The sequence below is a fragment of the Streptomonospora mangrovi genome, from assembly GCF_027604915.1.
GTDB lineage: Bacteria > Actinomycetota > Actinomycetes > Streptosporangiales > Streptosporangiaceae > Streptomonospora > Streptomonospora mangrovi.
On the sequence record NZ_JAJAQC010000024.1, the window covers coordinates 83,224 to 96,092 of the forward strand.

The following is a 12,869-nucleotide window of genomic DNA, read 5'->3' on the forward strand; positions in this document are numbered from 1 at the left end:
GAAACTATCGGACAAGTTATCGCAATGCGTGCTGCCAGAATTTACGGCGCTGCCACAAACACCGTCAATACTCCACGAGAACTTCGTCACCCTCCCGGCGGCCGACCCCGCGCGGACTCCCAGTAAAATGCGGCCTTGTGACAGCCCAACCCGCACCAGTCCCCTCCGGCGCCGCCGGCACCGAACCCGTCACCATCTCGAAAATTGCGGCGGCGGCCGGTGTATCGGTGCCCACGGTCTCCAAGGTCCTGAACGGCCGGGCCGACGTCGCGCCCGAAACCCGCGCGCGCGTGGAGGAGCTGATCCACCGCCACGGCTACCGCCGCCGGCGCGGACCCGGCGCCGGGCGCGCCCCGACGATCGACCTCGTCTTCCACGAACTCGACAGCGCCTGGGCCATCGAGGTCATCCGCGGCGTGGAGCGCATTGCCCGCGCCGAAGGGCTCAGCGTCGTGCTCTCGGAGTCCGGCGGCGAGCAGCGCCCCGGCGACGCCTGGGTCGACGCGGTCCTCAGCCGCCAGTCCACGGCCGCCATCCTGGTCTTCTCCGACCTCGCCCCCGAGCAGCGCGCCCGCCTGGCCGCCCGCAGCATCCCCTTCGTGGTGGTCGACCCCACCGGCGACCCCGGCGAGGACGTGCCCTCGATCGGCTCGGCCAACTGGAACGGCGGCCTGGTGGCCACCCGCCACCTCATCGAACTGGGCCACGAGCGCATCGCCGTCATCGGCGGCCCCGCCGACGTGCTGTGCAGCCGCGCCCGCATCGACGGCTACCGCGCGGCCCTGGACACCGCCGGCCTGCCGGTGGACCCCTCCCTCATCCGCACCGGCGACTTCCACGTGGAGGGCGGCCACGGCAACGGCCGCGACCTGCTGCTCTCCCCCGAGCCGCCCACCGCCATCTTCGCCGGAAGCGACCTCCAGGCCATGGGCCTGTACGAGGCCGCGCGCGAACTGGGCGTGCGCATCCCCGAGGACCTGAGCGTGGTGGGCTACGACGACCTCCCGGTCGCCCGCTGGGTGGGCCCGCCGCTGACCACGGTCCGCCAGCCCCTGACGGAGATGGCCGAGGAGGCCACCCGCCTGGCGCTGCTGCTCAGCCGCGGCCAGCAGCCGCCCAACCTGCGCCTGGACCTGGCAACCAACCTGGTGGTACGCCAGAGCACCGCCCCGCCGCGCAAGGGCTAGGGCGCACGGCACAGCGGAAACCGGCGGCGCACGCAGAGCCCCGCCCCGCGCGGAAGGGGTGGCCGGCGGGGCGGGGCCTTCCTGCGCGGACGAGGGGCGGGACCGCAGCCGTCCCGCCCCTCGTCGCGGGGCGCCCCCAAGGGGCCGGAGGGGGCGCCCTATCCAATGAAGTCCATTGAAGTCCATGCCGGCCGCGAGGCCGGCCCTGGGCCGGTGCCCGGGGACCGGCCGATCAGCCTGGCCTGGGACCGGCCGCACGAGGCCGCAGTGATGTGAATGCGGCCGGCCCCAGGGTCGTAGAGCGGTCGCCGCGCGGGGGGCGCGGCGGGCGCAGGCGTTTCCGGGCGCAGGGGACCCGCCCGGACCCGGTCTGCCGACGGCCCGGAGGGCGGCGGCCGGATACGGCCACCGTCGTCCGGATGGGGTACCGCCGTCCGCCGCGCTGGGCACGGCGCCGCTCACAGTCGCGCGGGCGCGAAGCGCGCCACGCGGCAGCGGAAACACGGGGATGGGTGTGATGGGGTGCTGGTGCCCGCCCGATGGGGACGCCGGGGGACCTGCCGGACACGTTCCCCCTCGGGGGAACGGGCCGGGTGGAACCCCGGTGCACGGTCGGCGCTGACTAGGCCGGAAGGGGCGGGCGCGTCCGCGCGCGGCGTCGGGAAGCGGGTCGGGCCACGGTGTCGGTCCTTCCTGTCGGTCCAACTCGGAGTGCCACTGCCACCTGCGCTCCCATTGGGAGCGCTCCCATGCGTGACGAATGTAACACGGTCGCCATCCGGCACCAAGAGGTGACAGATCGAAATTGCCCCGAAACCGCAAAGACCGATGTCACAGCCCCGAAATCCGCGAGGAAGCGGGACTGCGTCAGGGCCGGTGGGGCAGCCGGAAGGGCGAGGGCGGGCGAAATCCGGTACCGCTGCGCGGTTGCCACGGCGGCGACGGGGCAGCGAGGGCGGCCACGGGATGGGCGGGGCGCCCACCGGAACGCGCGGTGCGTGGCCGGTGAGCCGACGGGGCACCGACGGCGGCGGGGGTTCAGGTGCGCGACCATCGCCCCGAAGCACTACGGCCCGGTTCGCGTCGATGGCGGCGAGGGCGCCCACGGGCGCGGCGGGGCGCTCACCGGAACGCCGGGCGGCGGGCGGGTGAGGCGGTGAGGTGGCGAACCGAGGACCGCATCCGCCCGAGTAGCGCACTCCATTCACGGAAAGGCGCGCAACGCGTCCGATCAACGCCTACCAGCAGCCCTATTTGTTGTCTTTTGCCCCATTTGCGCGAGCATCAACGAGTCCCGCACTGGCCCCCGCATCGCACTTGTCTCACAGTTCGAGACACTCGGCCAAATCCGCGCGCATTTGCTCGCTTATGGCCGATTTGCAAGGCGACGATCCTCGTCTTTCGCACGAAAGGCGCACCAAAGGCGTGGCCGAACACGGCACCACGGCCAATCGTCTCACCATATGAGACTTCCTGGGGTGGTATGCACTCTTTGCCCCCGTTCGCCACGTCGCCCATAAGGCACATCCGCAGAGAAGCGCATTACTTCCGCATCGGCGGAGAAGATAAGGGCACGTGCGCCTCGATTTGCCCGCAATGTCCCACCGGCACGATGGCGGACCACCCTCGCGCCCCCTCGCCATCCCCGACACCGCCGCGCGCACGGGCAACCGCAAACCGGAGGCATCCACCCGCCGCCGCCCCCGTCGCAACCGTCGCCACCCGCCGCGCGTAGCGACGGCGGTCAGGTTGTCAGTCCGGCGAAGCCTCGGTGGTGCTGGCGCGCTGGACCAAGGTGGGCGGGCTGGTGCTGACCTGGCGGGGCGGGGCGCCCGCGACGGCCTCCAAGAGGAGGGACGCGGCGAGGCGGCCGTGCTCGGGGAGGTCGCGGCGCACGGCGGTCAGCCCCGGGCGCACCGACTCGCACAGCGGGGAGTCGTCCCAGGCCACGATCGACACGTCGGCGGGCACCGACAGCCCCGACTCCTGGACGGCGCCCAGCCCGGCCACCGCCATCAGGTCGTTGTCGAAGATGAGCGCGCTGGGCCGGGGCCGCTCCCCCAGCAGGCGGCGGGCCGCCTCGGCCCCGCCCTCGCCGGTGTAGTCGGTGTGCACCACGCGCGGGGTTTCCATGCCGTGCTCGCGGGCGGCGGCCCGCAGCGAGTCGGTGCGCGCGGCGGTGTGCACGAAGGCGTCGGGACCGGCCACGTGGCCGATGCGGCGGTGGCCCAGCGCCGCGAGGTGGTCGACGGCGGCGCGCATGGCCCCGGCGTCGTCGGCCCACACGCACGGCAGCCCCTGGGTGTGCTCGGGGCCGCCCACCACCACGGCGGGCAGGCCGGTCTCGCGCAGCGCGCCCACGCGGGGGTCGTCGCGGCGCAGGTCGACCACCAGGACGCCGTCGACGCGGCGCTCGGCGTACCAGCGCTTGTAGGTGGTCAGCTCGGCGGCGGTGTTCTCGACCGATTGCAGCATCAGGGCCGTGGGGCCGTCGCCCAGTTCCTCCTGGATACCGGCGATGAAGCGCATGAAGAAGGTCTCCACGCCCAGGATCAGCGCGGGGCGGTCGATGACCAGTCCGATGGCTCCGGCGCGGCCGTCGGAGAGGGCGCGGGCGGCGCTGCTGGGCGCCCAGCCCAGGTCGGCGGCGATGCCGAGGATGCGCGCGCGGGTGGCCTCGGAGACCCCGGGGCGCCCGTTGAGGGCGCAGGACACCGCCCCTTTGGAGACCCCCGCGGCCTTGGCGATGTCGACAATGGTCGGGCGCCTCACCCTGGTCCCCCTGTCAAAGAGCGCGCCACCGCAGTCGGACACGGACAAAGCTATCAGGCGCCGGGCCGCCCGCCGGGCGAACCGGCCGCCTCAGGCCACGCCCCCGGCCGGTCCCGGCTGCCTCCACCGCCTCGGCCCGCCCGCCCGCACCGCCCGGCCCGTTCCGTCCCCGGCGACCTCGGGGCCGACCGGTCCGCCCGGCCCCTGCCCCGCGCTCCCCCTCCACTCCTCCCGCCCTCTCCCGACACCCGCGCCGGCCTCCCCACCGCCCGCACCCGGCGCCCCCTCCCTCGCCTCCCGCCGTGCCGCCCCCGCCACCAGGCGACCGAAACTATCGAAACCTCCCGTCGCGGCCCCGCCCCATCCCCGCCCCTCACCGGCCGCCCCGCTGCCCCACCGGCCCCATACTGGGCAGATGCGTGCGAGTCGGCTGCTTTCGCTGGTGCTGCTGCTGCAAACCCGGGGGCGGATGACCGCCGCCGACCTCGCGGCCGAACTGGAGGTCTCCCCGCGCACCGTCTACCGCGACGTCGAAGCGCTCAGCGCCGCCGGGATCCCCGTCTACGCCGACCGGGGCACCGGCGGCGGCTACCAACTACTGGAGGGCTACCGCACCCGCCTGACCGGCCTGACCGGCGGCGAGGCCGAGTCCCTGTTCCTGGCCGGACTCCCCCAGGCCGCCGCCGAACTGGGCCTGGGCGCCGAGATGGCCGTGGCCCACCTCAAACTCCTCGCCGCCCTGCCCGAGGACCTGCGCGAACGCGCCGAGCGCGTGCGCTCCCGCTTCCACCTGGACGCCGTGGGCTGGTGGCGCACCGCCGAGGACACCCCCCACCTGTCCACCATCGCCGCCGGGGTGTGGCGCCAGCGCACCGCCGACATCGCCTACCGCCGCTTCGACGGCACCGACGTGCGCCGCACCGTCGACCCCCTCGGCCTGGTCCTCAAGGGCGGCGGCTGGTACTTCCCGGCCCGCGTCCACCCCCGCCCCGGCGCCCGCGCCGACGTGCGCACCTTCCGCGTCTCCCGCCTCACCGCCGCCCACCTGCGCGCCGACACCTTCGACCGCCCCGCCGACTTCGACCTCGCCCAGCGGTGGCGCGAGTGGTCGGCCGAGTTCGAGCGCAGCCGCCACACCCTGCGCATCCGCGTGCGCCTCACCCCGCGCGGGGTGGAACTGGTGCGCGCCCTGGCCTCCCCCCTCACCGCCGCCGGCCTCGACGGGCACACCCCCGGCCCCGACGGCTGGTATGAGGCCGACCTGCTCGTGGAGTCGATCCCGGTGGCCGTCAGCCAGTTCGCCTCCTACGGTCCCCACGCCGAAGTCCTGGAGCCCGCCGAACTGCGCGCCGAACTGGCCGCCTACCTGCGCGCCGCCGCCGACCGCTACCGCACCTGACCCCCGCCCCACCCGTCCCCGCACCCGCGGGAAAACGCGTTGACCCTCCCGTAAGGGGAGACCCCACGATGGCACCCATGCACACGCCCCACGACGCCCTGCTCACCATCGGCGAGGCGGCCGCCCGCACCGGCCTCACGGTCAAGGCGGTCCGCTTCTACGCCGACGAGGGCATCGTGCCCGAGACCGCCCGCAGCCCCGCCGGCTACCGGCTCTACGACTCCACCGCCACCGCCCGCCTCGACCTCGTGCGCAGCCTGCGCGACCTGGGCATCGACCTGCCCACCGTGCGCGCCCTGCTGCGGCGCGACGCCGACCTCGGCGCGGTCGCCGCCGCCCACGTGGAGTCCCTCGACGCCCAGATCCGGCTGCTGCGGCTGCGCCGGGCCGTGCTGCGCACCGTCGCCCACCGCACCCCCACCGAACGGGAGATCACCCTCATGACCGACCTCGCCCGCCTCTCCGCCCAGGAACGCCAGCGCATCATCGACGACTACCACGACGCCGTCTTCGGCGGCCTGGACATGGACGAGGAGTTCGTCGCCCACCAGCGCTCGGTGCGCGTCGACCTGCCCGACGACCCCTCCCCCGCCCAGGTCGACGCCTGGGTGGAGCTGGCCGGACTCGTGGGCAACCCCGCCTTCCGCGACCGCGTCCGCCGGATGAGCACCGCCCACGCGCGCGCCCGCGCCGAGGGCACCTACCGCCGGCCCGACCGCGACGACACCGCCTTGGCCGAGCGCGTGGCCGCCGAGGCGGGCGCCGCACGCACCGCCGGGCTCGACCCCGCCGACGCGGCCGCCCGCCCCGTCGTGGACGGCCTGGCCGCCGCCGCGCTGGGCACCCGCCCCGACACCCCCCAGGAGCGCCGCCGCCTCGCCGACGAGCTGGCCGTGTTCGTCGACGCGCGGGTGGAGCGCTACTGGCACCTGGTCGGTGTCATCAACGGGTGGGCGCCGATGGAGTCCCACACCCCCTCCTGGGAGTGGTTCCTGGCCGGCCTGCGCGCCCACGCGCGCTGAGGCCCCACCGCCCCCACCGCCCCACCCCCCCCCCACCCCCCCCCCCACCCCCCCCGCCCCCCCCCCCGCCACCCCCCCCCCCCCCCCCCGGGCCGCCCCCCCCCCCCCCCCCCCCCCCCGCCCGCTCGCGCCCCGCGCGCCACCCGCCGCGCCGCCTCGGCCACCTGCGCGCCGGCCCTCTTCCCACGCTCGCCCGCGCGCCCATTACCAGGGCACCACCGGTTTGGCCCTACGCTCGTGCGGGAAAGCGCCGGGCGGAACTCCCGCCGTTCCGGCAATACCACCAGTGGAAAGAGAGGCCGAAACATTGCCGTTATTTTCACGTTATTGCATTGCAACTCTCCAATGCGGCGGACACGCTTTCCCCGACGGCGGCCCGCTCCGTCGTGTGCCCTCAGCACCGGCCGTGCCGTGCGCACACGACGGAAGGTAAAGCGCGGCATACACACCACCCGCGCACTTTCCAGCAGCCCTCACCACGAAAGCACCGCACCATTGCGCAAACTCCGCAGCACACCGCGCCCCACCCAATCCGGCGCGCCCCGCACGTTCCCTGACACGAGGTTGGTTCGGCCATGACAACAGAAACACAGGAAACACCGGCGCCCACCACCCCGCCGCCGGACAAGCCGAGAATCGACCCCGTCGTCTTCGGCGTCTCCATCGCCCTCGCCGGCGTCTTCTGCGTCCTCGGCGCCGTCTGGCCCGACCAGGTCAGCGAGTACGGCAGCGCCGCCCTCAACTGGATCGTCGCCAACCTCGGCTGGGTCTTCGTCCTGGCCACCACCGGATTCGTCGCCTTCGCGCTCGTCCTGGCCTTCAGCCGCTACGGCCGCATCCCCCTCTCCGCCAACGGCGAACCCCCCGAGTTCTCCACCGTCTCCTGGGTCGCCATGATGTTCAGCGCCGGCATGGGCATCGGCCTGATCTTCTTCGGCATCTACGAACCCGTCTGGCACTTCGCCAACACCCCGCCCCAGACCGGCGTGGCCGACGGCAGCGAGGAAGCCGTCACCACCTCCATGGCCTACACCCTGTTCCACTGGGGCCTGCACCCCTGGGCCATCTACGCCGTCGTCGCCCTCGCCCTGGCCTACTCCATCTTCCGCAAGGGCCGCGGCAACCTCATCAGCGCGCCCTTCCAGTCCCTCACCGACAAGGAAGTCGAAAACACCTGGTGGGGCAAGGGCATCAACATCTGGTCCATCATCGCCACCAAGTTCGGCGGCGCCACCTCCCTGGGCCTGGGCGCCCTCCAGATCGGCGGCGGCATCTACCTGTTCACCGGCATCGGCGGCAACTTCACCAGCCGCGACCCCGAAGCCCTGAACGTCGCCTTCGCCATCATCGTCGTCCTGGTCATCTTCGCCATCCTCTCCGCCGTCAGCGGCGTGGGACGCGGCATCAAGTGGCTGTCCAACACCAACATGGTCCTGGCCGTCATCCTCGTCGTCTTCGTCGTGGTCGTCGGCCCCACCGTCTTCCTCTTCAACCTCATCCCCGAGGCCATCGGCGCCTACATCGTCGACCTGCTGCCCATGAGCTTCCGCGCGCCCCTCTTCGGCGACGCCGAGTGGTTCTCCGGCTGGACGATCTTCTACTGGGCCTGGTGGATCTCCTGGACCCCCTTCGTCAGCACCTTCATCGCCCGCATCTCCCGCGGCCGCACCATCCGCGAGTTCGTCCTGGGCGTCCTGCTGGTGCCCACCCTCGTCTCGGCGCTGTGGTTCATCTTCCTGGGCGGCGCCGGCGTCCACCTCCAGTTGACCGGCGCCGTCGACATCGCCGCCGCCCCCGACGAGGCCGTCGCCTTCTTCGAAGCCCTCCAGGAATACCCCGGCTTCACCATCACCGGCATCCTCGTCATGGTCCTCGTCGCGATCTTCTGGGTCAGCGGCGCCGACGCCAGCGCCCTGGTGCTGGCCACCCTGTCCTCCCGCGGCGCCATCGAACCCAACAAGTGGCTCGTGGCCCTGTGGGCCGCCCTCAGCGCGGTCGTCGCCGGCGTCCTGCTCTACATGGGCGGCCTCGACGCGCTCCAGACCTTCACCATCCTGGTCGCCTCACCGTTCATCGTCGTGATGATCGGCCTGTGCTGGGCGCTCTACGTCGACCTGCGGCGCGACCCGCTGCGCGGCCGGCGCCTGGGACCGGTACGCGGCAACGCGCCCTCACCCGGCTCCTACGGCATGATCCTCAGCGCCATCGCCCCCGCCACCGCCCGCACCGCCCCCACCGGCGACACCGCCGATGGCGCCACCGCGACGGACACCGGCACCGGCAGCGACGGCACGAGTGGCGGCACCGCCACGGCCGCACCCGCCACCGGCACCGCCACGGGCACCACCACCGCCGACACCGGCACCCCCGGCCCCGCCGCCCCCGGCGGCGAGGACGGCAGCGGCGACACTCGCTGACCACCGCGGCCCGGCGCCCCCGCGCCGGGCCGCAACGCGAAGGGCGGGCCGCACCTCGCCCCACGGCGACGCGGCCCGCCCTTCGCATGCGGCCCCCAACGGCGACCGCTACGCCTGCTCGGCCTCCTGCTGCTGCTCCTGCGCCTCCTGCGCCGCCCGCTCCGACAGCCCCGGCTGCCACAGCAGGTCCCCGTGCTCGGCGTTGGCCGTCCGCGCCAGCACGAACAGCAGCGCCGAAAGCCGGTTCAGATAACTCGCGGCCAGCAGGTTCATCGACTCCGGGTTCTGCTCCAGCGCGATCCACACATGGTGCTCGGCCAACCGCACCGACGCCCGCGCCTTGTGCAGGAACGCCGCACTGGCCGTACCGCCCGGGATCACCGCACTCGCCGACGGCGCCGTCTGGTCGCTGTAGGCGTCGTACAGCGCCTGGATCCGGTCGATGTAGCCGGTGGTGATCCGCACCTGGTGCTCGTCCTCCACCCCCATCGGCGTGTGCAGGTCGGAGTAGACGTCCAGCAGGTCGTTCTGGAGCAGGGACAGCAGGCTCACCATCTCCTCCGGCAGCACCCCGCCGAAGGCGATCACCAGCCCGATCGTGGCACCCGCGTCGTCAACGCAGGCCAGCGCCCCCAACCGGGGGTCGCTCTTGTGGACGTGGCTGCCGTCCCCCAGCACGGACACACCCATGTCCGTCTCCTGGAGGCCGGTGTTGTCCTGGTCTACACGTGCGCTCTCGCTAGCAGTCATGGGGACCAGCATTAGCACGACCCGCGGCCTTCACCCAAACGGCGCACACCGACACGCTCAGCCGAAGAACCCGTAGGTCCACAGCATCCCGTTGGTCCCCGCGATCACCGCCGCCGCCAGCACCACGCCCACCACGTAGCCCGTCCGCAGCGACCGGACCAGGTACTCCAGCCCGATGATGTTGTTGAGCAGGAAGTACCCCAGGTACAGGGCGTGAAAGAACCCCTCCCACGAGAAGATCCCCGCATACCACCACGGCTGCCCGCCCCAGGCCCCCGACTCCGTCGTGAACCACTGCCACGCGTAGGACACACCCGTGCCCAGCGGAATCTGGATGATCGGGATGATCAGCAGCGGCAGCAGCTTCACAAAGCTCCACAGGCTCGGCTGGTCGGCCTGGCGCGCCTGCTGCTGGGCGCGCCGCGCCGCCTCCTGCTCGGCCCGCACCCGCTGCCGGTGGGCGCGGTCGGCCTCCTCGCGGCGCCGCCGCTCCTCGCGCTCCTGCTCGCGCCGCCGGCGCTCCTCGCGCTCCTCCTCACGGCGCCGCTCCTCCTCCTCGCGGCGCCGCCGCTCCTCGGCCCGGGGGTCCACCCCCCGGGTCTCGGCCCGGCGCGACCCCCGGTACATGTCGGAGTAGGCGTCGTCGTCGGCCGCGGGCATGGCGGCGGTGGGCGGCGCCTGGCCGGCGCCGTAGCCCCCCGACGGGTCGTAGGCGCGCGTGTGCCGGCCGTAGGCGGCCGTGCCCGCCGGGTCCTGCGGGTCGTAGGCCCGGGTGCGCGGATCGGCGCCACCGGCGGTCTGGGGGCCCTCGGGGCGGTAGGGCGGCGGGTACTGGCCGGTGCCCCCGGGCAGGGTGCTCCCGGCGCCGCCCGCGCCCATGACCGAGGTGGGGTCGGCGCCGGCCGGCCCCGCCGCGCGGGTGGGGTCGTGGTCGCCGTAGCGGGCCGTGGCGGCGGCCCCGGCCGCCCCGCCCGCGGCACCGGCCGCCGCCGCGCCCAGCACGGAGGTGGCGCCGGGGGCGCCGCCCTCGGTGCCCGGGGCGCCGCTCAGCGCGGCGTTGGTCTTGGCCACCTGCTGGCGCACGCCCCGCATGACCTCCGGCGGCAGCCAGGACTCCCCGATGGGGACGTCGCCGAGCGCGTCCAGCAACTGGCCGGGGCTGGGGCGGTTGCGGGCGTCCTTGGCCAGGCACGCCGCCACCATGCGGTGCAGCGACGGCGGCACCGCCGACAGGTCGGGCTCGTGCTGGAGGATGCGCATGACCAGGGTGGGCATGGCGCCCTCGCCGAAGGGGCCGACCCCGCCGGCGGCATAGACCAGCACCGCGCCGAAGGCGAACATGTCGCTGGCCGGGGTGAGGTACTCCCCCTGGACCTGCTCGGGCGACATGAACCCCGGGGTGCCGATGATCGACTGCGTGGCGGCGGTGCCGTCGGTGGCGCGGGCGATGCCGAAGTCGATGACGCGCGGGCCGTCCTCGGCCAGCAGCACGTTGCCGGGCTTGAGGTCGCGGTGGATGAGCCCCACGCGGTGGATCTCGGTCAGCGCCTCGGCCAGGCCGGTGGCCAGGACGCGCAGGGTGTGCTCGGGCAGTCCGCCGTAGGCGCGCACGGCGTCGTCGAGCGGCAGGGAGGGCACGTAGGAGGTGACCAGCCAGGGGACGTCGCCGTCGGGGTCGGCGTCGATCACCGGGGCGGTGAAGGCGCCGCTGACCTGGCGGGCGGCGGTGACCTCGCGGGCGAAGCGCTCGCGGAAGGAGGCGTCGGTGGCCAGATGGGGGTGGATGCGCTTGACGGCGACCGCGCGGCCGCCCGCGGAGCGGCCGAAGAACACCTGTCCCATGCCTCCGGCGCCCAGCCGTCCGATCAGCCGATACCGGCCGATGCGCTCCGGGTCGCCGTGCTCCAACGGACCCACGTCCGTACCTCCGCATTCACCGCTGCGTCTACTGGAAAGAACTCGCCGGACCCCTGGATCGTGCCACATCGGCGGACGCGCCCCGTACGGTCGGCCGCGGGTGTGTGCCGGCCCGCGGGCGGGGCGCCGCTCCCTGAGTCGTCGGGGCGCGGACCGGGGTCCGGTGCGTGGCGGCGCCGCCTCAGGGAGACGTTCAGTCTAGGCGGTCGGTGTACGGACAGCAGTGCCTTTATGGCGTAGATTTCGGGTGATTCGAGTTGATGTGGGACACCCCGGATCCCCGTCCTCGTCGGGGCTTTGGGCACCGGCCCGGGCCGGCGAGCGCCGGCGGCCACCGCCCCCGCGCCGTCGCGTCACGCCGGGTGACGCCCTACGCTGCGGGTATGGCCCAATTCCTTCCTCCCGAGCAGTGGTTCGCCTCCCTGCCCACCGCCTACCTCGCGGCGTTCGGCCTGATCACCGACGAGTCCGGCCGCGTGCTGCTGGTCGACCCCAACTACCGCGAGCACTGGACCCTGCCCGGCGGGGTGGTGGAGGAGGGCGAGGCGCCGCACCGCGCGTGCGAGCGCGAGGTCGCCGAGGAGACCGGGCTCACCCGCACGGCCGGCGACCTGCTGGCCCTCCAGTGGAGCGCGCCGCGGGACCCGCGCCCCAAGCCGTTCGTGTCGTTCGTGTTCGACTGCGGGCAGGTGGACTCGCACACGGCCATCACCGTGCAGGCCGACGAGCTGGACGGCTACGCGTTCTTCGAGCCCGAGGCGGCCGTGGCGCACCTGCACCCGGCGCTGGCGCCCCGGCTGAGCGGGGCGCTGCGGGCGCGGGCCACCGGCACCACCGTCTACGTGCCCTGAGCACCGGGCGGCGCGGCCGCCGGGCTCCCCCGGCGGCCGCGCCGGGCCTCCGGTGCGGTCAGTGGCGCGGGACCAGGCGCACGAAGGGCAGTTCGCGGCCCATCGCGCGGTAGTCCTCGGGCGAGCCGTCGACCTTGAACCCCGTGAAGCCGGCCAACTGCTCCGCCGCGCGGGGGTGGCGCGTCGCGTAGCGGGCCATCAGCTCGGCCCCCTCGTCGGCGCTGAGCGGCTGGGCCGTCACCGCCATTGAACGCGCGCCCACCTGGATCGTGGCGCGGGGGTGGGCGATCACGTTGCGGTACCAGTCCGCGCGCGGCCCGAAGCCCGAGCACACCGCATAGGAGCCGTCGGGCGCGCGCTCGACCACCTCCAGCACGACCTGCCGGCGGGCGCCGGAGACGCGGCCGACGTGGTTGAGCAGCAGCAGCCGCCAGCCCAGCAGACCGCCCAGGCGCCACCGGTAGAGGTGCAGGGGCAGGCGGAACAGGAACCGGGCCAGCCCGGTGGGCGGCTCGGGGCGTTCGGTGATCTCCATGGCGGTGTCCCTTCGGATA

General features: G+C 73.9%; 9 protein-coding genes. 5 read left to right on the forward strand and 4 right to left on the reverse strand.

All coding sequences use genetic code 11. The annotated features are described in order from the left end of the window. Positions 1-203 precede the first annotated feature (203 nt). Complete coding sequence (locus LG943_RS14960; protein WP_270072916.1) at positions 204-1,187, forward strand: LacI family DNA-binding transcriptional regulator; 984 nt, start codon at positions 204-206, stop codon at positions 1,185-1,187. A gap of 1,752 nt (positions 1,188-2,939) precedes the next feature. Here the strand turns inward: LG943_RS14960 and LG943_RS14965 are convergent. Next, positions 2,940-3,959, reverse strand: a complete 1,020-nt coding sequence (locus LG943_RS14965) for a LacI family DNA-binding transcriptional regulator (protein ID WP_270072889.1) — start codon at positions 3,957-3,959, stop codon at positions 2,940-2,942. A 415-nt stretch (positions 3,960-4,374) separates the two neighbouring features. Between LG943_RS14965 and LG943_RS14970 the strand changes: the two genes are divergently transcribed. The 3 genes from LG943_RS14970 to LG943_RS14980 all read left to right on the forward strand — a co-directional run bounded on the left by LG943_RS14970 (position 4,375) and on the right by LG943_RS14980 (position 8,797). Continuing rightward, the gene (locus LG943_RS14970; protein WP_270072890.1) at positions 4,375-5,358 is read left to right on the forward strand and encodes a helix-turn-helix transcriptional regulator; all 984 of its coding nucleotides are present in this window, start codon (positions 4,375-4,377) and stop codon (positions 5,356-5,358) included. A 77-nt stretch (positions 5,359-5,435) separates the two neighbouring features. Beyond that, entirely contained in the window at positions 5,436-6,380 is a 945-nt protein-coding gene (locus tag LG943_RS14975) for a MerR family transcriptional regulator (protein ID WP_333486368.1), read from the forward strand. 575 nt (positions 6,381-6,955) lie between these two features. Next, positions 6,956-8,797 carry a BCCT family transporter gene (locus LG943_RS14980; RefSeq protein WP_270072892.1) on the forward strand — a complete coding sequence of 614 codons (1,842 nt, stop codon included), beginning with the start codon at positions 6,956-6,958 and terminating at the stop codon, positions 8,795-8,797. A gap of 108 nt (positions 8,798-8,905) precedes the next feature. Here LG943_RS14980 and LG943_RS14985 read toward each other — a convergent pair whose 3' ends face one another. Together LG943_RS14985 and LG943_RS14990 are read right to left on the reverse strand one after the other, a co-directional pair. After that, positions 8,906-9,547: an ATP:cob(I)alamin adenosyltransferase gene (locus LG943_RS14985; protein WP_270072893.1), complete on the reverse strand. Its 642-nt coding sequence runs from the start codon at positions 9,545-9,547 to the stop codon at positions 8,906-8,908. 57 nt (positions 9,548-9,604) lie between these two features. Beyond that, a complete protein-coding gene (locus LG943_RS14990) occupies positions 9,605-11,464 on the reverse strand; it encodes a serine/threonine protein kinase (protein ID WP_270072894.1) in 1,860 nt (619 codons plus the stop codon). 383 nt (positions 11,465-11,847) lie between these two features. On the opposite strand from LG943_RS14990, the gene LG943_RS14995 reads away from it, so the two are divergent. Beyond that, entirely contained in the window at positions 11,848-12,315 is a 468-nt protein-coding gene (locus tag LG943_RS14995) for an NUDIX domain-containing protein (protein WP_270072895.1), read from the forward strand. A 58-nt stretch (positions 12,316-12,373) separates the two neighbouring features. On the opposite strand, the gene LG943_RS15000 is transcribed toward LG943_RS14995, so the two are convergent. Beyond that, positions 12,374-12,850 (reverse strand): nitroreductase family deazaflavin-dependent oxidoreductase, encoded by a 477-nt coding sequence (locus LG943_RS15000; protein WP_270072896.1) that lies wholly within the window; start codon positions 12,848-12,850, stop codon positions 12,374-12,376. Positions 12,851-12,869: the final 19 nt, after the last annotated feature.